The sequence below is a fragment of the Stenotrophomonas maltophilia group sp. Smal32 genome (assembly GCF_030237085.1).
Lineage (GTDB): Bacteria > Pseudomonadota > Gammaproteobacteria > Xanthomonadales > Xanthomonadaceae > Stenotrophomonas > Stenotrophomonas maltophilia_Q.
Genome location: NZ_JASJSI010000037.1, coordinates 18,579 through 41,112, shown reverse-complemented (window position 1 = coordinate 41,112; position 22,534 = coordinate 18,579). Strand labels below are relative to the sequence as shown.

Genomic DNA, 22,534 nt, shown 5'->3' with positions numbered 1-22,534 from the left:
ATGACTCTGACCTTACCTGTTCCCACCCCAGCCCTCCCGAGCATCGCCCGGATTGATCCTGGTCCAGGTGCGATACTGGTCAGTTCGCCAAGCTCTTGAGCAAAGATCAAAGGCCTGGCCAGATCTGGCACTTTGCTAAAAGGCTTTTCCACCGTTCTGCTGTAGCCACCGGTCAGCCACCAGAGCATCTGCAGCTCCTCTTCACCAAGCCTGATGCGGCGATAAAGCTCTTTCACCACACTATTTTGCCCCGCCACGACCCTCTCGATCGCGGTTGACGTTTCAGTGCACAGCTCCTCAAAATGAACCTTGATTTTCTCGGGCTGCATTGTCGCAAGCTCGTCAGCGTCGACCTCGAACTCAACCTTTGGAGCTGACAGGATGACCTCATCGTCGTTCTGCCGGATATGCTTGCTGGCCGACAGAGCGACAATTGCATTCTCTGCCAAGCCTACTAGATCCATCGGCAAATCTGGCCGCCGCAACCCTCCGACTGCCGTAGTCGTGATCACCAATGCGGCATCAGGCATAGTGCCCAACAGGCGCTCCAACGTCGCCGCTGCAAGCACCTGCAGCTCTCGCACGTCCCGCGCGCCGTCAAATTGCGGATCATCTCCAGAAATGGTTGAAATGACAGTTTTATATTCGTCATCCAGGCTCTCGCCCTTCCTCCCAAATGCCGGGACGGCCGTCTGGAATGCAAGTCGCGCCAATACCTCGATAGTGACGTGATTGGCCTTTCCAGCCTGCTCCACTAGGCCGTTCCACCGCATATCGCGCCGATCACCATCATCCATGAATGCGTCGGAATACCATCTGGCAAAATTACTGCTCATCCCCTGCAGCTTGGCCATTATCATTTCTCCAGCCTAGCGACTGCGGTCGCTACTTCGTTGATAAGATTTCGCTCACCAGCTCGAATCAGCGCCCGACCATATCGCTCAGGCTCTGGCAGCTTCAGTTCGTCCCTTTCAAGCAGGCAAAGATCCAGCGCAATCTTGCGACGCTGCCCGCTCGTCAGGCGCCAGAATCGATAAAGCAGGTCCCTGTTGTCAGATTCACCCATGGCCGCCTCCGCATCTTGGGCGTCAACCGTTTCCGGGCCATTACTCTGAGAAACCTTGCGACACACCGCCGGCGCGGCGATCTCGCACGCACCGATGACCGGCAGTGGCTCCTCCTCTGGGACTAGGATGCTCGCGCGGAAAACTGTTGCCTTCTGCTGCGTCAAGATTGGGACAAAGATCTCGGGATTGTCCTGCAAGCGCCGCTGATGAAGAGACACTTCGATGCGACGATCTGCACCAGCCCCCTCCACCTCCAAATTGATCAAATTATAGCCAGGAAGATAAGGCTGCTCGGCTCGTGACGGGTTAATGGCACCAGCGCCGATTCGAACGTAGTTGTCCGCCATCACGGCCCGCTGCTTGTGCTTGTGACCAAATAGGTGGAACGAAGCCCGGCCGGTGAGCGCGTCGTCTACCGCATCTCCATCCACAAGCCAGTCGATCGGATGGTGAACCAGCACCATATTCGCTGTATTCGGGATGGGATCCAACACAGTTTGCTTGGGGCCCAAGTACAATGTACCCTGCACATCATCCCTACCGTCTCTGCCTGACAGCAGCGTGGACGTGAGCCCATGAATGCGCAGTTTCACGCCCCCCTCTAACTCAATGTCCTGATGCCAGAATGGTTTTGCTGGCCAAATCTGGCACATAAGTGGAGCTGCAAACTCATTATAGGCGGCATGTGGCAACAGGAGAGACTGCCCGCTCGCTTCATGACTCAGCTGCTGCGAAAGACGCCATTCCCTATCGGCAGCTGCGGCAGTCGCGACGACGTGCTGCGCATTCTGGGTCGGCACGTTCTTCGCGACGACCGATCTATCAACGTCGTGATTACCTGGAACAACAAAAATCCGTTCAAGAGGACACTTCGATATCTCAGCAAGCTGCTGTATCCACACCCAAGCTGTCGCATACTCGTCCGGAGCCCCCTTGAAGGCCACGTCGCCACCAATGAGGATTGCGCCAATCGGTCCGAGCGCTCGAACCTGCTCGGCGAGATCGCGCATCATACGGGTACGGATCGCGGAATCTGGATCCTGCTCGGGCACCAGACACTGCGGCGACTTAAAGTGGATGTCGGAGATATGTAGCATCAACATCTTCGGCGCGATTCCTTTAGCGACCAAGTCAAAATGTAGTATTCGCGTGAAAAGTACACTTCATATGGGTTAACTTCAAGCCGAGACTGAAGTCTACAACCTCTGCGCACAAACGCCTCAGGAGGAACACCACCACATCCCCCATTTCCTCAAACGCTTTGTATTCCGCCGTTCCCCACGCGAGAGAGAATCGACGGATCACCCGTCCAGCCTGTGGCGAGGCTGCGAGCCGATACATGTTACGGGTCGCATCCATGTCCAGTGCGGATTGCGAAGCTAGATTAGCGTTCATATGCGTTTGAATGCGAAAGACATCCCCCTTACGCGCTCAGGACAGAACCACTTCGCAAGCCATCGCTATCGAGATGTCACCCCAACCCTAGCACCAGAACAGGTAGCGCCGCGCGGCGACTGTGATGGACACCAGTCGCCGCCAAAAGAGCTAAGCAAGCTCATTCCCACTCGATCATCAACAGCTCACGCAAGTCCGCGTGGTTAAAGGGATTTGCTTTGATCGACATAGGCCGTTACCGTCGCTTTTACCGTCAGAAAAACAGGTCCTTTGCTGGCGCGGGTTTACGCGGCATCGGCTCATCATCAATCAGCGCTTAGGATACCGCAGCAAGTCGCGTGGCGAGCAAGTCGGCCTGCTCGGCAAACTTCTTCGCATCGGTCTTCTGCAACTGCGCCAGGTTGTGCAGCTTCCAGCGGATGCCCGGCAGTTGTTCGAGGTGTGCGATGTCCAGCAATGACCACTCCGGCGTGCCAGCGGCCAGCGACAGCAGGAAGCGCCGCTCGTCGTCGTCCAAACCCTGCTGGATTTCGCGCACCATGCGTTCTCGCGCGTCGAGCAGCGCATCAAGCGGCACCGGCTCGGTCGTCATGCCTTGGAAGTTGTGCTCGTAGTCGTGCCGGATGTCCCGCAGCGTCGTGAACAGCACTTCGTGGATCGGCCGATTGCTGCTGGCCAGGTAGACCACGAAGGCGCGCCGGATGCCGGGCGTGATGCCCTCGTGCGCAAAGAGCTGCATCACGTCGAACAGATCACGCGGATGCTGCCGATCCAGCGCCGCCACCAGCTTGCCGCCGTACACGTCTTCCAGCGACACCACCGGAATCTCCAGATCGGCCATCAGCACATCGCAGGCCATCGGCGTCAGCGAGGCGCGGTGCACCGGCTGCACCGTGCCACGCATGACGAAGTTGACTTCGACCTTGACCTGAATCGAGCCACGACGCACCAGCAACTTCGTCTCCCCTGCTGCTGCCGCCGGCGCGTGTGTCTGGAACCCTCGCTTCTTCAACCGTTCGGCAGCTTGCCGGACGGCCTCGCTGATGCGCGCCAGCGCCTCATCACGCGGCAACGTGTGATCGGGAAAGACCAGATCGAAATCTACCGACAGGCGCGGCATGTCACGCACAAACAGGTTGATCGCCGTACCGCCCTTCAGGGCAAAGGTATCGTCAACAAACACCAGCGGTGCCACCTGCGTCAGCAGGCGCGCGGTATCGAGATAGGTCTGGTTCATGGCTTGAGCACCAGCAGGCCATCGGCCGAGCGGGACACCCAGGGCCGGTCGCTGCCTGTCGGCAGCGTGGACGGGTCGAGCTTGGCCACCCAAGGCAGCGACGCCTCACGGCCGAGTTGCAAGCACAGCCGCACGGTCTTGACGTTCGTGCAACGCTGCAACAGCTCGCGCAGCACATTGGCGCGCAGGCTATAGGCGCTCTCCACCAGTTCGCGGGCTTCCTGTAAGGGCTGGCGCACGCCAACCTCACTCAACAGTTCCAGCAAGGCGCGCTCCGGCGCGGACACCTGCGGCGCCCCGCTGCGCTTCTCGAACGGGCCAACGTGCAACAAGGCGGCCGGCTGCTCGTCGAACAGCCGTTTGCGGTGGTATTCAGCTGGGAATCGTTCCGTGAACCATTCCGGCAAGCGTGCGGCCTTCCAGCCATACAGATGCAGCACCGGCTGCTGCGCTACGTACTGCCGCACACCGTACCAGTCCAGCGCCGACTTGCCGCCGACGTGCAGCCCCTCGAACTGGCGCTGCAACAGCAGCAGGCTGGGATGAAGCGCCGGGGGATCGTTGGGGCGGCAAAACACCCCCCGCGCCAGGCGCGTGAGCCACCCTGCCCGGACGTAGTGAACAGCCAGGTCAGCAGAGATGCCCAACGCCGCCAAGTCCAGCGAGGTCAGCGGCGTTCCCGGTGCCAACCGGGTGTAGAGCACATTTAATCTGCTTGAATTAGTCGTAGCCACACTACGATATATATATCTTTTCCAAGAAAACGTCAATTTGATGTGGAACCACCAATCGTAGGCTGGATACGACAATGGAATCTAATCCACACAATCACCCTTTCGGCATAGCCGTGCGGGAAGAAGGTCGGGTGTCATCTCCCCTGCCCCGCCGGAATCCTCGATCCCCAGCGATAAACGCCTCCAGCATGTGCGGGATCAGCGTCATGGCATCGACCGTCTCGCCATACGCCTGCGCGTGCAGCGTGGCGTAGCGGTCAAGGTCGGCTTTCAAGCTGACCGGGCACGCAAAGGTCAGCTTGATGCTCTCGGTCTTGGGCAGCGGCCCGAGCCGCAGATTCTTGGTTGTGCTCATTGGATCGCCCCCCGTTGGAAGAACATCGGCTGGTAAGGCCGCAACACCAAATCGCGGTTGACGATGATGCGCACCGGCAGGCCCGGCCGCGTGGTCAGCGTCGGCTGGATATTCATGTTGCGCCGGGTGATCTCTTGGCCGACCTGATTGATGCTGTCCTGCGCGCTGTCGCGCCCGGCAATCACGATGCGGTTGCCGTCCTGCCGGTTCTCCGGCGCGGCCAGTTCGGCGCCCACGCCCAGCAGCGTCGTCAACACCGCGCCCGCAACGATGCGATTCCAGTGCCAGTTCACGTCATCCTCCAGGCCGGCGTAGCCGGCCGGATCGGTGCCCACTAGGTTGTCGAGCGTCAGCGAAGACGTGTCGGGCAAGATGATCCGGTTCCACACTACTTGCACGCGGCTCTGCCCGTAGCTGACCTGGCTGTTGTAGCGCCCAAGGATGCGCGCCCCCTGCGGAATCAGCAGGAACTTGCCCGTGGCTGTGTCAAAGACCGGCTCTGTCACCGTGGCGATCACGTCGCCCGGCAAGTCCGACTTGATGCCTGTCACCAGCGCGCCCGCGATCACGGTTCCAGCCATCACCTGATAGGGCGACGCCGGCAGCGCCAGATTGCCGGAATTGCGGGTTTCCGTAGAACCGGCTTTCAGGAACGCCTCTTTCTGGTCTTGCCGGTTCTGCACGGCGGTCGGGTCGGCGGGCTGGGCCGCCGTCGAGGCAGGCCCGGCAGCGAGAGGATCGAAGGCCGCGAGCGTGCTTGCAGCACCCGGCGCTGCCTGCGCGACCGTGGCGGCGGTCTGACCTTGGCCGCCCGAGCGGAAGAACACCGACGAGGCCGCCGCCGCGTCCGCCTCCTTGCGCAAGGCATCCTCGGGATCATGGCCTGGCGGCGCATAGGCCGGCGTCACCGGCTGCTGCGAAGCGACGATGGCAGGGCCAAGGTCGCCTGGTAACGGCGGCCCTAATTCCGGCACTTTTGGCGGTAGCTTCGAGTAGTCCGAAGGCAGGCCATCCAACCCTTCGGACTTCGACACACGATCGACGTTGTAAAGCTCGGTCTGTTCATTGGCCCCGCGCCGCTGCGGTTGCAATGACCAGATCGTGGCCCCGAGCACGGCGACCGACAGGCCGCCAACGAGGATGGCCAGCACGCGCCGGTTCAGGCGCATGACGGGGCGTGGCTGGGCGCGCAGCGGCACCGCCTCGGGCGCAACCTTGCCCGCCTGCGGCGTGGCGAGGTCGGTAGTGTCGTCTTGGCTCATGGTCAATTCCTCCGCGCAACGCCGTCCGTGCGCTCGATCCGTACCACGTCGCCCTTGTCACCGCCCAGGCGCAGTTCGGCCGCGCCGAACAGCCGATCCACGATGTAGTACGGCGAGCGGAAGCGGTAGTTCACTAGTTGCCCATCACCTTGTGGCCCAATGACGAACAGCGGCGGCAGCTCGCCTTGCGCGATACCAGGCGGGAACTGGATATAGACCTTCTCGCCGTCATCGAAAGCGCGCAGTGGCTTCCACGGCGGATTGCTGCCCGAGACGGTGTAGCGGAAACGGATCTTCTCCAGCGACAGCCCGCTATCGACCGGCGCGGCGGCACTGGCCGCCTGCGCCTGGCGCTGCAAGGCCAGCATCTTGTCCTTCGGGTACTCCCAGGACACCGACGCCATCCACGTCTTCTCGGTCGAGGTCAACTCGATCAGGTAGGTGCGTCGGCTGGTCGTGATGACCAGATTGGTCTTCAACCCCGAGCGAATCGGCTTGACCATTACGTTCACGCGCAACGCATCACCGCTGCCGCTCGATGTGTCGCCCACGATCCAACGCACGGTATCGCCGGCGGCGACCGTCACCAGCTCCTCACCCGGCTGGAGCGCGATTACGGTCACGCGACCCACGGCCGCATAGACCTGATACAGCGCACCATCGGTATAGGGCCACACCTGAATCGCATTGACGTAGCCCTCGCGCGTGGGCGCGATGCGTGCCTCGGCGTTGGCCCGAGACACGCGCACGGTCTCGTCCGCCGGCTCCGGCGCGGGCTTGGCAGCCTCGGACTCGGGCAATGGCTTCAACTGCGCTGGCATCGGCAGCACCTCGGGCACGGCCACCATCTCCACCGGCTTGGGCGGCTCCGGCAGCGGCTGGGCCTGCACGGGCTCATCGAGCGAGATGGTCGGCGGCGGCTTGCCCTGTGTGGCGCAGCCCGCCAGGGCCGCAAGCGCCAGCACGGAAACATAAATACGGAAAGACGATTTCATGGTTTGGCTCCTTCGGAAGAATCCAGTTCACGCGCCCAGGACAGGCCGTTGACGTAGATGCCCAAGGGGTTCTTGCGCAGGCGCTGCTCGGTGCGCGGGGTCTGCTGCACGATGGAAATCACGGCGTTCCAGCGTTCAGTCCCTGCGGCAGCGCCGTTGACGAAGCGCTGCTCCGTCCAGCGCACGTTGAAAGACGTGTCGCTGGCGCGAGTCACGCTGGTGATCTGCACCGTCACCGACTCCTTGCCGATGCGTGCGAACGGGTCGCTCACGCGCGCGTAGTCGTTGAGGACGGCCGCGCCTTTGTCGGTCGTGTAGTCGTAGGCATCGAGCCAGTTCTGGCGGACAACGATGGGGTCGATTGACAACGAGCGCACCAGACCGATGAAGCGGCCCAGGTGGTACGCAGTCTGTGCATCGCTGGGCCGGTACGGCGTGGCGGCTTCGCCGACCGCGCGCACCTGGCCGGCGTTGTCCACCTCCACGACGTAGGGTGTCACGATGGACTGCGCCGAACGCCACACCAGGCCGCCGGCCATCAACAGCGCGAGCGTCAGGCAGCCGAAGGCCATCAGCCGCCAGTTCTTCGCCTGCACGCGCGGCGAGCCGATGCGGTCGTCCCACACCTGGCCGGCAGCTTGGTACGGCGTGGCAGGCTGCGGCGTGTCGGCATAGCGCACCTGCGGTTTCTTGAATCGCATGGTCAGTTCTCCTTATGAATCGCTTCAGTCGTCGGAGCCGCGCAGGCTCGGCCCTTGGCCAGAGCCGCCGCCATCGCCACCGCGCAGCGCGTGGGCGGTGGTGGTCGCGGCATGGGTGATTTGTTGGCGGCGGTGCAGCCGCTTGGCCCAGGCAGGTTGTTCCGGTGCCTGGGCCGCAGTGGCACTTGCCGGGGCGGGGCCACCTGACGCTCCCGCATCCCCATTCCAGCCTGCGCGGAAGGGAGCGGCCATGCGTTGCCCGGCAGCGGAGGCTCGGGACGCAGCGCCTCGCCCAGCTGCCTGCGCACCCGTCTTGACGACGCTGCCCAGTCCCGCCATTGCGCCTTTCGCACCACCTCCTGCGGCGGCGGAGCCGGCCTGGAATGCCGACTTCGTACTGCCAGCCGCCGATGTGGCCGCACGCGCACCAGCGCCGGCCAGCTTGGCGGCTGCCGGTGCCATGCGCGCGCCAGCCGCCACCGCACCACCGACGCCGGTTGCTGCAGCACCGATAACGACGGCCGTGCCGGCTGCACCGACAGCGGCACCCGCCATCGCACCCGCGCCGAGCTGCGGCGCACCGGACACGAGGCCTGTGGCGATGCCAGGGCCGAAGATGCCCAGCGCCAGCAGCGTGAGTGAGGCCAGCATGATGACCAGCGCGTGGTCGATGGACGGCTCGGCGGGATGAACCTGAAACTGAGAGAACAGGCCCGATCCAATGCCCACGATCACGGCCAACACCAGCACCTTGACGCCGGAGGCCACCACGTTGCCCAAGACCTTTTCGGCCAGGAACGAGGTCTTGTTCCAAAGCGCGAACGGCACCAGCACGAAGCCCGCGAGCGTGGTCAGCTTGAACTCAATCAGCGTGATGAAAAGCTGGATCGCCAGCACGAAAAAACACAGCACCACGATCAGCCACGCGAGGAACATCACCACGATGGGGTCAAGGTTCACGAACACTTCGGGGAACCCGGCCATGTCGCCGATCTGCTTCAGGATCGGCGCACCCGCGTCAATGCCCATCTTCGCTAGGCGGCCCGGCTGCAAGAAGTTCTCCATCGTGATGGCCGAACCGGTGGCGGTGATACCCAAACCCGCAAAGGAGCGGAACACGATGCTGGCCAGCCAGTTGAAGTTATTGAGAATGTAGGCGAAGGCACCGACGTAGAGCACCTTGCGCAGCAGCTTGGCGATCACGTCCTCGCCCTGGCCAGTGGCGTGGCTCATGGCCCAATACAGTCCGGCGATCGTCATGTCGATGACGATCAGCGTGGCCGTGAGGAACGCCACTTCGCCCCGCAGCAGCCCGAAACCCGAGTCGATGTAGGTGGCGAAGGTGTTGAGGAACTGGTCGATGATGGTCACGTCATTCATGGCGTGCCCTCTGGTTCATCGAAGCTGGGCGGGATCGGCGGCAGGTCCGCCAGCGTCCGGTATTCGTCCGGCCCGGACTGGCCGGCGAAGAAGCGCCGCCGGAATACCTCAGCTGCGGCGCGGCAAGCGTCCTCGCCCGTGGTCGGCATAACCTGTTGTGGATGGGCCGCGCATTGCGCGCGCAATGCCTTGAGCCGCACGGGATCGACGGACAAGGCATCCGCAAGGTTGTCGGTCGGCTGCTCGCCGCACGCAGCCAGCAGCACGACAAGCATCACAACAGACGGGGCGAGGACACATCGCATGGCGACCTCCCGTCAGTCGCGGTAGAAGTTGATGGACTGCGGTGTGTACGGCGTGCCTTCACCGAGGAAGCGTCGTCGCACCTCGCGGGCACGCTCCGTGGCCGCCGCTTGTCGCGCCAGCTCCAGCGAGGCGGCCCGGTCTTGCGTGATCTGGAGCCGCTGTGACTGGATCGACTGCTTGGCCTGCAAGGCCAGCAACTGGTTCATGGCCTGCATGGCTTGCAGCGCACCCTCGGCCGACTGGCTCTTGCCCACCAAGTCGGCCAGCACGCTTTCGTCATCGCTCAGGTTCTGCGACGCCTGGGCCTGCATCTGCATGGTGGTTTGCAGGCCGTTGAGCGTGTTCTTCCAACGCTCCTGCGCATCGAGGTACATCTGATTGCCGCTCACCGTGGCGGCGTATTTCTCGGGGTACAGGCGTGCGAACTCCCGGTCGATGCTCGTCACGTCGTAGGCCAAGCCCTTGGCCTGCGCGATGAGGCGCTGGGTGGTCGCCAGGTTGGCGCGCAACTGGCCCACCACGCTGGACGGCAGGCTGGCCAGGTTGCGCGCCTGGTTGATGAGCATCTGCGCTTCGTTCTGGAGCTGGCGGATCTGGTTGTTGATCTGCTCCAGCGTGCGAACGGCCGTGAGCGTGTTCTGAATCAGATTGGTCGGGTCGAGCACGATGTCGCCGACGCCGAACAAGGCATGGGCGGGCTGCGCGATACCGAAGGCGAGCACGCAGGCAGCGGTCAGCGCGGCGAGTTTCGAGGCATGGGTTTTCATGGCAGGTTCTCCTGGGGGTGGTCAGCGGTACGGAGGGAACCCGGCGCAAGGCCGGGGAACGAGGGCAGCAGGTCAGCCGCCCAATTGAGGCCGCGATGGCGCAGCCACGCGCCCGCGAAGCTGGGCGTGCCAGCGTCGGCGAGCACCGCGTCCATGTCGCGCTGGTCCTGCGGCGTGGACGCGCCCGCAAACGCCAGCGCCGCCAGCCCCAGGTCGAGGTCGAACAGGCGGTTGCCGAGCCGGGATTGGTAGTAGTAGTCGCGCTTGGGCTGCGCGGTGGCGACGATATCGATCTGCCGCCTGTTGAGGCCGAAGCCTTCGTAGATCGTGCGAATCTGCGGCTCGGTCGCCTGCGGGTTCGGCAGGAAGATGCGGCTGGCGCAGCTTTCGATGATCGCGGGCGCGATGCTCGAATCCTTGATGTCCGCCAACGACTGCGTGGCGAAGATCACCGAGACGTTCTTCTTGCGCAGCGTCTTGAGCCACTGGCGGATGCGTGCCGCAAACACCGGGTCATCGAGAAACAGCCACGCTTCATCGAGGATCAGCAGCGTAGGCGCACCATCAAAGCGTTCGTCGAAGCGCGCAAAGAGGTAATGCAGCACGGCCATGACGGCGGCCTTGCTGTGCATCAGTTCTTCCATCTCGAAGCATTGCACGTCGGCCATGCCCAGCCGGTCATGGTCGGCATCCAGCAGCTTGCCGTGCGCGCCACCCAGCACATACGGCGCGAGCGCCTGTCGCAGTGCATTCGATTGCAGCAGCACCGACAGGCCTGTCATCGTGCGCTGCTCCACCGGCGCACCGGCCAGGCTTCCCAGCGCCGACCAGATAGCCGTTTTCTCGTCGGGGCCGACGGTCACGCCTTCGTGCAGCAAGCGGCCTTCGATCCATTCGGCGGCCCAAGTGCGGTAGCCCTCGCGGTCGATGCGGGCGAGCGGCTGGAAGGCGATTTCGCCATCCGTGCCCAGGTCGTAGTGCTCGCCGCCCAGCCCGAGGATGGTGGCCCGCATCGAGCGGCCCATATCGAACGCGAAGATGCGCGAGCCGGGATAGCGGCGGAACTGCATCGCCAGCGTGGCGAGCAGCACCGACTTGCCCATGCCCGTGGGACCAGCCACCAGCGTGTGGCCCACGTCGCCAATGTGCGTCACCAGCCGGAACGGAGTGGCGCCATCGGTGCGCGTGACGATCAGCGGCGGGCCGTCGAGGTGGTCGTTCTTCTCCGGCCCGGCCCACACGGCAGACACCGGCATCATGTGCGCCAGGTTCAGCGTCGAGACGATGGGCTGGCGGACATTCGCATAGGCGTTGCCGGGGATAGACGACAACCACGCATCCACGGCGTTGAGCGTTTCGGGGATGGTGACGAAGCCGCGTCCCTGGATGACCCGCTCCACCATGCGCAGCTTCTCGTCGGCTGCGCCGGCGTCCTCGTCCATGACGGTGACGGTCGCCGTCAGGTAGCCGAAGGCGACTTGATCGCTGCCCAACTCCTGCAAGGCCGCGTCCGCGTCGGCAGCCTTGTTGTTGGCGTCGGTATCGACCAGCGGTGATTCCTGCTGGAAGATCGTTTCGCGCAGCAGCGCGATGACGTTCTTTCTTTTCGCAAACCACTGACGGCGCAGGCGCCCCAGCTCCCGTTCCGCCTCGGATTTGTCCAGGCACAGAAAGCGCGTACTCCAGCGGTATGCAAATCCCAGGCGGTTGAGGTCGTCCAGAATTCCCGGCCAGGTCGAGGTCGGGAAGCCGCGCACCGATGCCACGCGCAGGTGCTGGTCGCCCAGCATGGGCGCCAGGCCACCAACCAGTGCAGAATCGGTCAGCAGCGCGTCGATATGGAACGGCACTTCGGGTACCGCCAGCGAGTAGCGCCGCGTCGAGACGGTCGAATGGAGGTAGGTCAGCGTCTGGCTGTCATCGAGCCAGGTGATTTCCGGCATCACGCCATCGAGCAGGTCGAAGACGCGATCCGTCTCCGCGCTGAAGGCTTGCAGCCGCTCGCGCCAGTCCACGCCATTCGTCGGCGTGTTCTCGTAGAGCATCTTGGCTGCGCGGGCGCGCGACTCCTCCGGCGGCAGATACACCAGCGTCAGGTGATAACCGCTCTCGAAGTGGTGGCCCGATTCCTCAAAGGCGGCCCGGCGCTCTTCCTCCACCATCCACGAAAGCGGCTCGGGGAACTCCGAGCGCGGGTAATCGGCGGCGGGACGGCGCTCGGCTTCGATGAAAAGTGCCCAGCCCGATCCCATGCGGCGCAGCGCGTTGTTCAACCGCGCCGACGTGGCGACCAGCTCGCCTTGTGTCGCGCTGTCCAGATCAGGCCCGCGAAAGCGTGCCGTGCGCTGGAATGAGCCATCCTTGTTCAGCACGACGCCCGGCGCGACCAGTCCGGCCCACGGAAGCCAGTCGGCGAGCAGCGCGGGCCGCTGGCGGTATTCGACGAGGTTCAGCATGGCATCACCTCACACGTCCAGCAGCGATCGGTGCTTGATGTGCCGCGCGAACACGGCCATGAACTGCGGATCGACGCGCGCGCCCCACACCGCCAGCGAATGGCCAACGATCCAGAGCACCACGCCGGGAATCCACAGTTGCAGGCCCAGCCCGACAGCAGCGGCCAGCGTGCCGTTGGCGATCGCCACGGTGCGCGGCGCGCCGCCCAGCAGAAGCGGCTCGGTCAGCGAGCGATGCAGCGGCACCTCGAAGCCGTCTGCGAAGGTGTCTTGGGCGCTCATACGACAGCCCCGCCAGAGAAGCTGAAGAAACTCAGGAAGAAGCTCGAAGCCGCGAACGCGATGGACAGGCCGAACACGATCTGGATCAGCTTGCGGAAGCCGCCCGACGTGTCGCCGAAGGCAAGCGCGAGGCCGGTGGCGATGATGATGATGACCGCAACGATGCGCGCCACCGGCCCTTGAATCGACTCCAGGATCGACTGCAAGGGGCCTTCCCACGGCATCGAGGAACCGGCGGCCTGTGCGGTTCCAGCCAGGAGCAGCAGCAGCGCGGCCAGCAGCAGCCCTTGCCCCGCAGGGCGAGCAAGGCTGCGCAGTCGCGCAAGGCGCAAAGCCGGATTCGGAAAAAAACGGAAAGCAGGAACGATCATCTGCGTCATGGCAGTTCTCCAAGTGAGTCAGGGGATGGGGAGGTCGCCGCAGCGGGTGCGGCATCGGAAAGTGGCGACAGCTCGGAAAGCGGCGTTTTCAGCGCGTCCGCCCCCCAATCCACCAGCCGGTAGCCCATACCGTCAAAGCCGACGACACGGGCGATGCTCTCGATGCGGCGCTTGCGCCCGCGTCCGGCGATATGGATCACCACGTTGACCGCCTCGGCGATCAACGCACGGGGTGGGTTCACCGCCACTTCGAGGATCAGTTGCTCCAGGCGCAGCAGTGCCCCGAGCGCGGAGCCCGCGTGGATCGTGGCGATACCACCGGGGTGGCCCGTGCCCCACACCTTGATGAGATCCAGCGCCTCGGGGCCACGCACCTCGCCAACGACGACACGATCCGGGCGCAGGCGCATTGACGAACGCACCAGCTCGGTCATCGACACGACGCCATGCCGCGTGCGTAGCGGAACGTGGTCGCGCGCCGCGCATTGCAGCTCCACCGTGTCTTCGAGCACCAGCACACGGTCGCCGGTGGCGGCGACCTCGGCGAGCAAAGCATTGGCGAGCGTGGTCTTGCCGCTGCTGGTGGCGCCGGCGATCAGCACGTTCTGCCGCTCGCGCACGGCGCGAACGAGAAAGCCCGCCTGTGCGCTGGTCATCATCCCGTCGATGACGTACCGCTCCAGCGGGATCACGCCGATGGCGCGCTTGCGCAGCGCGAAGGCCGGCCCCGGCGCGGCCGGTGGCAGGATGCCCTCGAAGCGTTCGCCCGTTTCGGGCAGCTCGGCGGACAGTAGCGGCTGGCCGCGATGGACTTCCGCGCCGACGTGGGCGGCCACCAGGCGGATGATTCGCTCACCGTCCGCCTCGGACATCTCCACGCCCATAGGCGCTCGGCCCGACGACAGGCGATCCACCCAAAGGGTGTGATCCGGGTTGAGCATGACCTCCACCACGTCCGGGTCTTCGAGCGCAGCGGCGATCAACGGCCCCATCGCCGTGCGCAGCATCTGGATGCGCCGGTCGAGCGAGGCCGCTGCGGACGAGCGCGGTTCGGGCGGGAATTGCGGAACGACACTCATGACGCACGCTCCTGTGCTTGCGCAGCCGCCGCCGCGTCCTCCATCCGCATTGGGTCTGGATGCAGTTCCTCCACCACGTCGCGCACCAGGCTGCGCCCACGCAGCAGGTGGCGGCCCAACTGCTCCACGAATTGCTCGAAGCGCGCCTTGCCTTGGGCGCGCGCGGCCTCTTGGTGCGCTTCGGGAACTGGCGTGCTGACGGTCAGGTAGTAGCGAATGAACAGCGCCAGCGTTTCGATGGCGATGTTCTGGTCGCGCTCCATGCGCTCGGCCTGGCGCGAGAGGCGATCCAGCCGCTTGGCAATGGCCGCCTCGCGCTGGTCGGCGGCATCGGGCGACAGCCACGATGCGAGCGCCGCCGCGACGATGGACGACTTGGACACGCCTTTCTTGGCGGCCAGCTCGTCCAGGCGCTTGGCGTGCTCCGACTGGATAAAGAGATTCAGGCGGTATTGGCTCATAGCTCGATTCCGTCGTTTGGGTTCAGCGATGCCAGCCGGGCCGTGCGCTGCATGGCAGGGTCAAGCTGGCGAGGAAGGGGAAGTGGCAGGTCGTCGTCATCGAGCAGTGCGAGGTCGGCTGCGGACGCGGCCAGCTCAGGGTCGTAGGCGACGGTTTCGGAGAGTTCGGGCTGACGGCGCGGGCCGCCGTCGTCGGCGCTGCCCATGTCATCAATGGGAACGGTGACCGGTGCGACTGGCACGGCAGGAATCGCCAGCGCGCTCCAATCGTCCGGGCGCAGCGGGGGCACGTCGGAGTACTGCCCGTCCGCCAGCGCAGGCGGCGGCAGCACGCGGCGGCTGAAATTGGTGTCCGCGTAGTAGCGCAGCTTCTTGGCCTTGATCGGCGGACTGCTGCCCACCATCACCACGGCCTCGTCGGGCGGAAGCTGCATGACCTCGCCTGGCGTCAGCAGCGGGCGCGCGGTTTCCTGACGCGACACCATGAGGTGGCCCAGCCACGGCGCGAGCCGGTGGCCCGCGTAGTTGCGCTGGGCGCGCAGCTCGGTGGCCGTGCCCAGCGTCTCGGAGATCCGTTTGGCGGTGCGCTCGTCGTTCGTGGCGAACGTCACGCGCACATGGCAGTTGTCGAGGATCGAATGGTTCTGGCCGTAGGCTTTGTCGATCTGGTTGAGCGACTGCGCGATGAGGAAACTGCGGATGCCGTAGCCCGCCATGAAGGCCAAGGCGGTCTCGAAGAAGTCCAGGCGCCCCAGCGCCGGAAACTCGTCGAGCATCAGCAGCAGCTTGTGGCGGCGTTCGATGCCGTCGGACCCATCGAGCGATTCGGTCAGCCGCCGGCCGATCTGGTTGAGGATCAGACGGATTAGCGGCTTCGTCCGCGAAATGTCCGAAGGCGGCACCACCAGATACAGCGACACCGGATGCTTGGCCGCGATCAGGTCGGCAATGCGCCAGTCGCAGCGAGACGTGACTTCGGCCACCGTGGGGTCGCGGTACAGGCCGAGGAAGCTCATGGCCGTGGACAGCACGCCGGAACGCTCGTTGTCCGACTTGTTGAGCACCTCGCGCGCAGCCGAAGCGACAACCGGATGCGGCATACCTCCTTGATCCAGGCCCAGGTACGGCGTGGTCATCATCCGATGCAAGGTCAGCTCGAACGGGCTGGCCGGGTCGGAGAGGAAGTTCGCAACGCCGCGTAGCGTCTTGTCCTCGCCCGCGTAGAGCACATGCAGAATGGCCCCGACCAGCAGCGCGTGGCTGGTCTTTTCCCAATGGTTGCGCTTCTCCAGCGCGCCTTCGGGATCGACCAGGATGTCCGCGATGTTCTGCACGTCGCGCACTTCATGCGCGCCGTGCCGCACCTCCAACAGCGGGTTGTAGGCGGCCGACCTCGCGTCGGTCGGGTTGAACAGCAGGCAATGCGAGAAGCGCGAGCGCCAGCCTGCGGTGATTTGCCAGTTCTCGCCTTTGATGTCGTGGATGACGGCGGATGCGGGCCAGGAAAGCAGCGTCGGCACTACGAGGCCAACGCCTTTGCCGCTTCGCGTGGGCGCGAAGGTCAGGACGTGTTCCGGCCCTTCATGTCGCAGGTACTGGCGGTCGTGCTGGCCGAGGAACACGCCGGCCGGCTGCGTGAGGCCCGCCCTACGAATGTCCTGCGCGTTCGCCCAGCGGGCCGAGCCGTAGGTGGTGACGAGCCGCGCTTGGCGCGAGCGCCAGACCGACATGGCAATGGCAACGCACACGGCGACCATGCCACTGGCGCCGGCAATCGCGCCGCCAGTGTCGAACACCTCCGGTGCATACGCGCCGAAGAAGAACCACCACTCAAACAGCTTCCAAGGGTGGTAGATAGACGTGCCAAGAAAGTCGAACCAGGGCGAGCCAAGGCGTAGCTGATAGCCAAGGGCCGCTGCTGTCCATTGTGTGGCGCCCCACACGCCGGCGATCACGATGCCGAACACTACGGCGATCTGACCGAACAGCACGTTCGTCCCTTGCATGACCTGGCCTCCGATTTCTCCTGCGCTGATTCCTCATGGGAAAAGCGGCACAAGGGCGTGCCGCAGGCGTCAGGATCGGTGCCGGGTCAGTGCCGGTCAAAGACCGTTTCGGGCAGAAAGGTCGAGCAAAAAGACAGAATGCGCGCGATGGCGAACCAAAGAAAAGCGCCGCAAGTGCAGGCGCATTGCGGCGTGTCGAGCAGAAAGATAAAGTCGATGCGACGAACCGCCAACAATCAGAACTTGGGGGATTCCTTCGGTGGTGTGTATGGGGTTTCGCCGTCGCCATAGAACCGCTTGCGCGTGGCCTCGGCTACCCGATTGCACAGCACGTCGCCCAGCTTGGGGCGATCTGTCTTGCATTGCTGGCGCAGTTCCTTGAGCCGGTCGGGGTTGGCCGCCAGTTCTTCCACCGTCGGGATATTCGCTTCCGATGTGTTGGCCTTCTGAGGCGTTTCGGACTGGCCGCAGGCAGTCAGCGCGGCTGCAAGCAAGAATGGGATGATCCTTTTCATGGCGCAGGTTCCTCCAGGGAATCGGAGTAATGGCCCGGCTTGGGCCTTGGGGCTTCCGGTGACTCGATGGCCTGCACGCGCTCAATGAACCGTGCAAGCACATCGAACGGCTGACCTTCAGCGTGCAGCAGGTAGGTCGTCAGCGGCGGCACGCGCAAAGCCAGCGGTCGGGCCACCACGCCCGAGTCGGGGTTGGCCGCAATGCGCGCTGCGCCCGTAAATCCAAGCCCGAGGCCGGCCGATACCAACGCCATCATCAGATCGCACGTAGCGACCCGTTCTGCGACCAACGGCTCCATGTCGGCCCGGCGCAGCACCCGATCGACGAATTTGGCATGGCCTTCGCACACTTTCGGATCACATAGAACCAGCGGATAGCGCAGCAGTTCCTCCAAAGGGATGCGCTTGAATGCAAGCAGCGGATGCCGGGCTGGCACCGTCACTATGAACGCGTCCCTCCAGACTGGTATGGCGACGATGCCGTCGCCCACTTCGTCGGATTGGGCAAACCCTACGTCGTACAGATCGTCATGCAACCCTTTGATCTGCTGCGACAGCGGCACCTCGAAGAAGCGGATTTCGACCTCGGGTTCTTCTAGGCGACACAACGCCAGCAAGGTCGGCAAGCGCGACGGCGTGATGCCATCCGACAAGGCCACGCGCAACTGCCCATGAAAACCGTTTGCTGCCGCTTTCACGCTTTCACGCGCTTGTTCCAAGGCAGCGAACACACGGCGCACATGCTCCAAGAACAATGTTCCGGCACGGGTCAGCCGTGTACTGCGCGTGGTACGGGCAAACAGCAACACGCCTAGTTCTTCTTCCAGCTCCTTGATGGCGCGCGACAGTGGCGACTGCTCCATATGCAGCCGCTCGGCTGCACGGGCAAAGTGCAGTTCTTCTGCAACAGCGAGGAAACAGCGTAGATGTCGGAGCTCCATTGTTTTACCTCTTGCCAACGCTTCCTGCCCGATCTTCACGCATGCCTTATGACCGGCAGCAATCTTGAAAAATTCGCATGAGATGCGTAATTATCACCCAAACATGAAAATTTTGTACAATCCTGCCATTGTTTGACCTCCAAGGCACCCACGATGCCCACCGACAACAACGAAGGCGAAATCCTCACCATCAGGCAGGTAGCCGACTACCTGAAGGTCACGGAACGGACGATCTACAGGTTGGCCGGGGCCAAGAAAATCCCAGCCTTCAAAGTTGGAGGGACGTGGCGGTTTTCGCGCGCAGACATTGACAACTGGATCAAGCAGCAGTCCTTGGAAGGACTCGACGCTGCGCGCGAGGGTGTCCACACGGCCAATGGCCAAACCAACGATGGAGTGCGTAAGTAATGCTTGGATTGACTCTTCGGGATGAGTTTCGGGGCAAGCGCCTCAAAGGGACGGCCATTGAGCTTTCCAACGACTCGAACACGGGTGCCACCCAGATCGCCGCACAGGCATTCTTGGAGATCACCTATCCCACCCACGATCTGCTGAAGGGCATCGAAGCCGTAGGCCCCAACCAAGGGCGGCCAGTGGTCGTGATCGGCGAGCGCGGCCTGGGTAAGTCGCACTTGATGGCAGCGCTCTACCACGCGGTCAACGATGCCGCATCGACGGGCGCATGGCTCAACTCCTGGTCAAGCACGTTGGGTGATCCCGGCATCGGCAAGATAGCACTGCGCGATGGCATGTTGGTCATTGGCGAGAGCCTGCACCGGCAACGCTACAAGTTCCTGTGGGACTTGCTGTTCGAACGCCACCCTCGCGGCGAATTCATCAAGGGCAAGTGGGAAGGCATGGGAGCGGCCAAGACCGACATCCCCTCAGACAAGCTCATCATCGAGCTGCTTGAGCATCGGCCCGCGATGCTCCTCCTCGACGAATTCCAGACTTGGTACGACGGCCTGACCAATACCAAGCAGTACCCCTGGAAGCAATGGGCGTTCAACTTCATCCAGATCCTGTCGGAGATCGCCAAAGAGCGCCCCGACCTACTCGTGTTGGTGATCTCCGTGCGCAATGGCGGAAGCGATGCTTACCAGCAGGTGCACCGCGTCAACCCGGTGGCCATCGACTTCAAGGCGGGAGGCAATGCCGAGCGTATCCAGCAGGATCGACGGCGGATGCTGTTGCATCGCCTGTTCGACAACCGTCTGCAGATTGCAGACGGCACCATCGAATCGCTGGTTGCGCAACACGTCTCCGAATACTTCCGCCTGCTGGATGTGCCGCCCGCCGAGCAGGATCGCAAGCGCCGTGAATTCACTGAGTCCTGGCCTTACGCACCGCACTTGCTGCGCCTGCTTGAGGAACAGGTGCTGATAGCCACGGATGCGCAAGAAACGCGCGACATGATTCGCATCCTGGCCAACCTCTACAAGAGCCGGGGCGAAGCGGTGCCTGTGCTCACTGCCGCTGATTTCCGGCTGGATGACGATGCCTCGGGCATTGGAGCGCTGCTGGATTCAGTGTCCAACGAACACCACCGCACCCTGCGCGAAAAAGCGCAGCACAACATCATTTCGGTGACCGAGGCGGTGTACGACCACGCCAACCTTGCCCCACACCTGCAAGAAATCCTGAGCGCGCTGTGGCTCCGCTCCATCGCCGTCGGCAATCTTGCCGGGGCCGATCCTGCCACGTTGCAGGTGGACATCACCCGCAGCAAGCCGGTAGATGGCAATGCCTTTCAGGTCGAACTGGCGACCATTGTCGAAAACAGCTTCAACATTCACCAGGATGGTCCACGGTTGGTCTTCCGCGAGGAAGAAAACCCCCGCGCCAAGCTGATGGCCTGCGCGCGCAACGACAAGCTGTTCACCGATGGTTCCGATCAGGTGCAGCTTGCCAAGCAGGTGCGCTACGTCATCGGAGGCAGCGATGAGGTCGCTAAAACCTTCCGCGTGATTGCCCTGCCAAAATCGTGGCAGAACGATCCGTGGACATCGCTCGACGAAGCCGAGCAGCCGGAGCGCTGGGATGACCGGCTGCCCATTCTGGTGCTGCCAGATGAGCCGGAAAAAATGGACCAAACACTGGGCCGCTGGCTCAAGGACCACCTGCAAAAGCGCCGCAACACCATTCGCTTCTTGTTGCCCCGTGCCGGCTCCACCAACGCCTTTCAGGACCGTGACCTCCTCATCCTTGCCCGCGCCGAAATGAAGGCTCAGGAATGGAGTGGGCAGAACCCCGAATACAAGAAACTTCATAAGGAATTTGAAGGCACGCTGCGCGAGAACCTGAAGAAGCGCTTCGATCGGTTTGCCATCCTGCACCGCTATGACCACCAGAACCCGCAGCAATCCCTGTTCAGTGTCGAGCACCTGAAAAAGCAAGGTGCTCAAATCCCCGAGGGCATCGAAGAAACCCTGACCAACGACCTCTTTGTCCCCGAAGATTTCGAAGACCTCGTTCTTGAAGCCGCCTCGGAGAACGCCCCCCTCGGCAAGCTGCTGCGTGAACTGCAAGAGCCTCGCCCTGCTGGTCAGGATTGCATCCCCTGGCTGGGGGAAACCGCGATGAAGGAACGCATCCTGCGCTTGTGCGCGCGCGGCAAGATCGCCATCAACCTGCGCAATCTGGAGCACCTTCAAACCCACGCGGGCGAGGACGAGGAAACTGCATGGCGGCGCTTGCGCCCCAAGCTCTCCTACACCGGGCGTCAGCTTGATGAAGTGTTCCTGATGGAACCCTCGGCGGTGCCCGCGACCGGAGGCACCACGCCACCCGCGCCGCAGCCGCCTGCAGGCGGCAACGGTGGATCGGGCGGCGATACTTTTGGTGGCGGCACTACCACTCCGCCCGTCTCCCCTTCCGGTGGCGACAACACCCCCGGCGGTGGTGCATCACCGAATGGCGGCGACATCTTTGGTAGTGGCACAAGTACCACTACCAAATCACGCACCCCGCTCTCTAACCCGCCAACCTCGCCGCTCAACCTGATCGGCAAGCTCGAAGGCTGGGGCATTGGCCCAGCCACGCCTGTGGCAGAAGTCTCGATCAAGGTGTCTGCTGGTCAGAACACGCAGATTACGGGCGCGCAACTCAAGGAACTGCTCAAGAAGCTGCCTGATGGCATGACCTTTGAGCTGAGTCTTGAGAAGGAGGACAACTGATGGCGTTGGATGCTCAAATCTTGCAGCGCCTGACCCAGGACAGCCCGAGAGAAGCGTGGCGCATCATTACCGATCGGGTGCTGGAGATTGCCTCGAAACCGCTGGCCGAAGGCAATGCCCCCAGCGAGGTGGTCAAGCGAGACCGCGAAATTGCCGAGCTCGATTTGTTTCTGGCCTCCAGCGGCTGGGATCTGTGGCGGGTCTTTGGCCAACCCGAAATCTGTGGTGTTGAACGTACCTCAAACCGGCTTACGCGTTGGTGGAGCGAACCCGGCTATGGCCACAGCGTCGCGCGCGCCGTGCTGATTCTGGATGCCCTCTCGCTGCGCGAACTGCCCTGGCTGCTGCAAGGGGCCAAAGAGCGTGGATTCACCCTGCACACAGTGGGCGCCACAGCATCTGAACTGCCCAGTGAAACCAACCCGTTCGCCCGCGCATTGGGGCTGACCAGCCGTAGCCAGCTACAAGCCAACGGCGGCGGTTTGGCCCACAAGCTGCAACCGGCGCAGACCGAAACCATCGACTTGCCGTGGAAGGACTGCGAGGGTTTGGTGGACAACGCCTCGGGTGCGAAGAATTGGGTGTTCTGGCATCACTGGCCAGACGTCAAGCTGCACGACTACGGCGCGGGCCAAGGTCTGGAGCTGCTGACCAGAGATGCCGCGCAGCAACTTTCCAGTGACGACTTTTGGAGCTTTATTGAGCGCCTCGCCACTGGGCGGCGCTTGGTCATCACATCCGATCACGGCTACGCCGCCACGGGCTACTTCCCCGATGCCGATGGTGAGGTTGCCTCGCACCTCAAGCAGACTTTTTCAAGCGGTCGCAGCAAGGCAGGCAATGGCGACGCAGGCCCCTTCGTTCCTCCCGTCGCCTTGCAAATCGACAGCCCGCATGGCGCACACCTGCTGGCGCTGGGGCGCAGAAAGTGGCGCAGCCAAGGCGGCTACCCGACTTTGACGCATGGTGGTCTCTCGCTGCTGGAAGTGCTGTCACCTTGGCTTGAGATAAGTAGATGAACGGGTTGGAACATTTTTTT

22 protein-coding genes are annotated in these 22,534 nt (G+C 63.3%); 3 read left to right on the top strand and 19 right to left on the bottom strand.

What is annotated here, in order from left to right:
• The 19 genes from QRO91_RS11190 to QRO91_RS11100 all read right to left on the bottom strand — a co-directional run.
• Positions 1 to 854, bottom strand: an 854-nt coding sequence (locus tag QRO91_RS11190) for a GTPase-associated system all-helical protein GASH (RefSeq protein ID WP_285310395.1), incomplete at its 3' end; no start/stop codon positions are given.
• A 2-nt stretch (positions 855 to 856) separates the two neighbouring features.
• Positions 857 to 2,170, bottom strand: coding sequence for a metallophosphoesterase (locus tag QRO91_RS11185; RefSeq protein WP_197650077.1), 1,314 nt, complete (start codon positions 2,168 to 2,170; stop codon positions 857 to 859).
• Between the two features lie 608 nt (positions 2,171 to 2,778).
• Positions 2,779 to 3,699 carry a nucleotidyl transferase AbiEii/AbiGii toxin family protein gene (locus QRO91_RS11180; protein ID WP_099605279.1) on the bottom strand — a complete coding sequence of 307 codons (921 nt, stop codon included), beginning with the start codon at positions 3,697 to 3,699 and terminating at the stop codon, positions 2,779 to 2,781.
• Positions 3,696 to 4,433, bottom strand: coding sequence for a type IV toxin-antitoxin system AbiEi family antitoxin (locus QRO91_RS11175; RefSeq protein ID WP_099605280.1), 738 nt, complete (start codon positions 4,431 to 4,433; stop codon positions 3,696 to 3,698). The genes QRO91_RS11180 and QRO91_RS11175 overlap by 4 nt, the downstream gene beginning before the upstream one ends.
• Positions 4,434 to 4,527: 94 nt before the next feature.
• Positions 4,528 to 4,788 (bottom strand): DUF2274 domain-containing protein, encoded by a 261-nt coding sequence (locus tag QRO91_RS11170; RefSeq protein ID WP_099605281.1) that lies wholly within the window; start codon positions 4,786 to 4,788, stop codon positions 4,528 to 4,530.
• Positions 4,785 to 6,050, bottom strand: coding sequence for a TrbI/VirB10 family protein (locus tag QRO91_RS11165; protein WP_197650076.1), 1,266 nt, complete (start codon positions 6,048 to 6,050; stop codon positions 4,785 to 4,787). Before QRO91_RS11165 ends, QRO91_RS11170 begins: the two co-directional genes overlap by 4 nt.
• Before the next feature lie 2 nt (positions 6,051 to 6,052).
• Positions 6,053 to 7,045 (bottom strand): P-type conjugative transfer protein TrbG, encoded by a 993-nt coding sequence (gene trbG, locus QRO91_RS11160; RefSeq protein ID WP_099605283.1) that lies wholly within the window; start codon positions 7,043 to 7,045, stop codon positions 6,053 to 6,055.
• The gene (gene trbF / locus QRO91_RS11155) at positions 7,042 to 7,746 is read right to left on the bottom strand and encodes a conjugal transfer protein TrbF (protein WP_099605284.1); all 705 of its coding nucleotides are present in this window, start codon (positions 7,744 to 7,746) and stop codon (positions 7,042 to 7,044) included. The genes trbG and trbF overlap by 4 nt, the downstream gene beginning before the upstream one ends.
• Positions 7,747 to 7,770: 24 nt before the next feature.
• A complete protein-coding gene (gene trbL, locus QRO91_RS11150; protein ID WP_099605285.1) occupies positions 7,771 to 9,126 on the bottom strand; it encodes a P-type conjugative transfer protein TrbL in 1,356 nt (451 codons plus the stop codon).
• Complete coding sequence (locus tag QRO91_RS11145; protein ID WP_099605286.1) at positions 9,123 to 9,431, bottom strand: hypothetical protein; 309 nt, start codon at positions 9,429 to 9,431, stop codon at positions 9,123 to 9,125. Before QRO91_RS11145 ends, trbL begins: the two co-directional genes overlap by 4 nt.
• A gap of 12 nt (positions 9,432 to 9,443) precedes the next feature.
• Complete coding sequence (gene trbJ, locus QRO91_RS11140; RefSeq protein ID WP_099605287.1) at positions 9,444 to 10,199, bottom strand: P-type conjugative transfer protein TrbJ; 756 nt, start codon at positions 10,197 to 10,199, stop codon at positions 9,444 to 9,446.
• Positions 10,196 to 12,655: a conjugal transfer protein TrbE gene (trbE, locus tag QRO91_RS11135; RefSeq protein ID WP_099605288.1), complete on the bottom strand. Its 2,460-nt coding sequence runs from the start codon at positions 12,653 to 12,655 to the stop codon at positions 10,196 to 10,198. Before trbE ends, trbJ begins: the two co-directional genes overlap by 4 nt.
• 9 nt (positions 12,656 to 12,664) lie before the next feature.
• Complete coding sequence (locus tag QRO91_RS11130) at positions 12,665 to 12,937, bottom strand: VirB3 family type IV secretion system protein (protein ID WP_099605289.1); 273 nt, start codon at positions 12,935 to 12,937, stop codon at positions 12,665 to 12,667.
• The gene (locus QRO91_RS11125; protein WP_099605290.1) at positions 12,934 to 13,317 is read right to left on the bottom strand and encodes a TrbC/VirB2 family protein; all 384 of its coding nucleotides are present in this window, start codon (positions 13,315 to 13,317) and stop codon (positions 12,934 to 12,936) included. Before QRO91_RS11125 ends, QRO91_RS11130 begins: the two co-directional genes overlap by 4 nt.
• Positions 13,314 to 14,396, bottom strand: coding sequence for a P-type conjugative transfer ATPase TrbB (gene trbB / locus QRO91_RS11120; RefSeq protein ID WP_099605291.1), 1,083 nt, complete (start codon positions 14,394 to 14,396; stop codon positions 13,314 to 13,316). Before trbB ends, QRO91_RS11125 begins: the two co-directional genes overlap by 4 nt.
• Complete coding sequence (locus tag QRO91_RS11115) at positions 14,393 to 14,857, bottom strand: ribbon-helix-helix protein, CopG family (RefSeq protein WP_099605292.1); 465 nt, start codon at positions 14,855 to 14,857, stop codon at positions 14,393 to 14,395. The genes trbB and QRO91_RS11115 overlap by 4 nt, the downstream gene beginning before the upstream one ends.
• The gene (locus QRO91_RS11110; RefSeq protein ID WP_285310394.1) at positions 14,854 to 16,863 is read right to left on the bottom strand and encodes a conjugal transfer protein TraG; all 2,010 of its coding nucleotides are present in this window, start codon (positions 16,861 to 16,863) and stop codon (positions 14,854 to 14,856) included. Before QRO91_RS11110 ends, QRO91_RS11115 begins: the two co-directional genes overlap by 4 nt.
• A gap of 236 nt (positions 16,864 to 17,099) precedes the next feature.
• On the bottom strand, positions 17,100 to 17,378 hold the full coding sequence (locus QRO91_RS11105; RefSeq protein WP_099605294.1) for an EexN family lipoprotein: 279 nt from the start codon (positions 17,376 to 17,378) through the stop codon (positions 17,100 to 17,102).
• Positions 17,375 to 18,319, bottom strand: a complete 945-nt coding sequence (locus QRO91_RS11100; protein ID WP_099605295.1) for a LysR family transcriptional regulator — start codon at positions 18,317 to 18,319, stop codon at positions 17,375 to 17,377. The genes QRO91_RS11105 and QRO91_RS11100 overlap by 4 nt, the downstream gene beginning before the upstream one ends.
• Before the next feature lie 153 nt (positions 18,320 to 18,472).
• On the opposite strand from QRO91_RS11100, the gene QRO91_RS11095 reads away from it, so the two are divergent.
• The 3 genes from QRO91_RS11095 to QRO91_RS11085 are packed head-to-tail and all read left to right on the top strand — an operon-like array spanning position 18,473 to position 22,514.
• The gene (locus QRO91_RS11095; protein WP_099605296.1) at positions 18,473 to 18,727 is read left to right on the top strand and encodes a helix-turn-helix domain-containing protein; all 255 of its coding nucleotides are present in this window, start codon (positions 18,473 to 18,475) and stop codon (positions 18,725 to 18,727) included.
• Positions 18,727 to 21,495 (top strand): DUF499 domain-containing protein, encoded by a 2,769-nt coding sequence (locus QRO91_RS11090; protein WP_099605297.1) that lies wholly within the window; start codon positions 18,727 to 18,729, stop codon positions 21,493 to 21,495. The genes QRO91_RS11095 and QRO91_RS11090 overlap by 1 nt, the downstream gene beginning before the upstream one ends.
• On the top strand, positions 21,495 to 22,514 hold the full coding sequence (locus QRO91_RS11085) for a hypothetical protein (RefSeq protein WP_099605298.1): 1,020 nt from the start codon (positions 21,495 to 21,497) through the stop codon (positions 22,512 to 22,514). The genes QRO91_RS11090 and QRO91_RS11085 overlap by 1 nt, the downstream gene beginning before the upstream one ends.
• Positions 22,515 to 22,534 lie beyond the last annotated feature (20 nt).

Excerpts from the sequence above, each read along its gene's own strand:
- trbB (WP_099605291.1), bottom strand. The coding sequence starts at position 14,396 with ATGAGTGTCGTTCCGCAATTCCCGCCCGAACCGCGCTCGTCCGCAGCG.
- trbE (WP_099605288.1), bottom strand. The coding sequence starts at position 12,655 with ATGCTGAACCTCGTCGAATACCGCCAGCGGCCCGCGCTGCTCGCCGAC.
- trbJ (WP_099605287.1), bottom strand. The coding sequence starts at position 10,199 with ATGAAAACCCATGCCTCGAAACTCGCCGCGCTGACCGCTGCCTGCGTG.
- QRO91_RS11180 (WP_099605279.1), bottom strand. The coding sequence starts at position 3,699 with ATGAACCAGACCTATCTCGATACCGCGCGCCTGCTGACGCAGGTGGCA.
- QRO91_RS11145 (WP_099605286.1), bottom strand. The coding sequence starts at position 9,431 with ATGCGATGTGTCCTCGCCCCGTCTGTTGTGATGCTTGTCGTGCTGCTG.
- QRO91_RS11170 (WP_099605281.1), bottom strand. The coding sequence starts at position 4,788 with ATGAGCACAACCAAGAATCTGCGGCTCGGGCCGCTGCCCAAGACCGAG.
- QRO91_RS11100 (WP_099605295.1), bottom strand. The coding sequence starts at position 18,319 with ATGGAGCTCCGACATCTACGCTGTTTCCTCGCTGTTGCAGAAGAACTG.
- trbF (WP_099605284.1), bottom strand. The coding sequence starts at position 7,746 with ATGCGATTCAAGAAACCGCAGGTGCGCTATGCCGACACGCCGCAGCCT.
- QRO91_RS11090 (WP_099605297.1), top strand. The coding sequence starts at position 18,727 with ATGCTTGGATTGACTCTTCGGGATGAGTTTCGGGGCAAGCGCCTCAAA.
- QRO91_RS11105 (WP_099605294.1), bottom strand. The coding sequence starts at position 17,378 with ATGAAAAGGATCATCCCATTCTTGCTTGCAGCCGCGCTGACTGCCTGC.
- QRO91_RS11165 (WP_197650076.1), bottom strand. The coding sequence starts at position 6,050 with ATGAGCCAAGACGACACTACCGACCTCGCCACGCCGCAGGCGGGCAAG.
- QRO91_RS11085 (WP_099605298.1), top strand. The coding sequence starts at position 21,495 with ATGGCGTTGGATGCTCAAATCTTGCAGCGCCTGACCCAGGACAGCCCG.
- QRO91_RS11095 (WP_099605296.1), top strand. The coding sequence starts at position 18,473 with ATGCCCACCGACAACAACGAAGGCGAAATCCTCACCATCAGGCAGGTA.
- QRO91_RS11125 (WP_099605290.1), bottom strand. The coding sequence starts at position 13,317 with ATGACGCAGATGATCGTTCCTGCTTTCCGTTTTTTTCCGAATCCGGCT.
- QRO91_RS11110 (WP_285310394.1), bottom strand. The coding sequence starts at position 16,863 with ATGCAAGGGACGAACGTGCTGTTCGGTCAGATCGCCGTAGTGTTCGGC.
- trbL (WP_099605285.1), bottom strand. The coding sequence starts at position 9,126 with ATGAATGACGTGACCATCATCGACCAGTTCCTCAACACCTTCGCCACC.
- QRO91_RS11115 (WP_099605292.1), bottom strand. The coding sequence starts at position 14,857 with ATGAGCCAATACCGCCTGAATCTCTTTATCCAGTCGGAGCACGCCAAG.
- trbG (WP_099605283.1), bottom strand. The coding sequence starts at position 7,045 with ATGAAATCGTCTTTCCGTATTTATGTTTCCGTGCTGGCGCTTGCGGCC.
- QRO91_RS11185 (WP_197650077.1), bottom strand. The coding sequence starts at position 2,170 with ATGTTGATGCTACATATCTCCGACATCCACTTTAAGTCGCCGCAGTGT.
- QRO91_RS11130 (WP_099605289.1), bottom strand. The coding sequence starts at position 12,937 with ATGAGCGCCCAAGACACCTTCGCAGACGGCTTCGAGGTGCCGCTGCAT.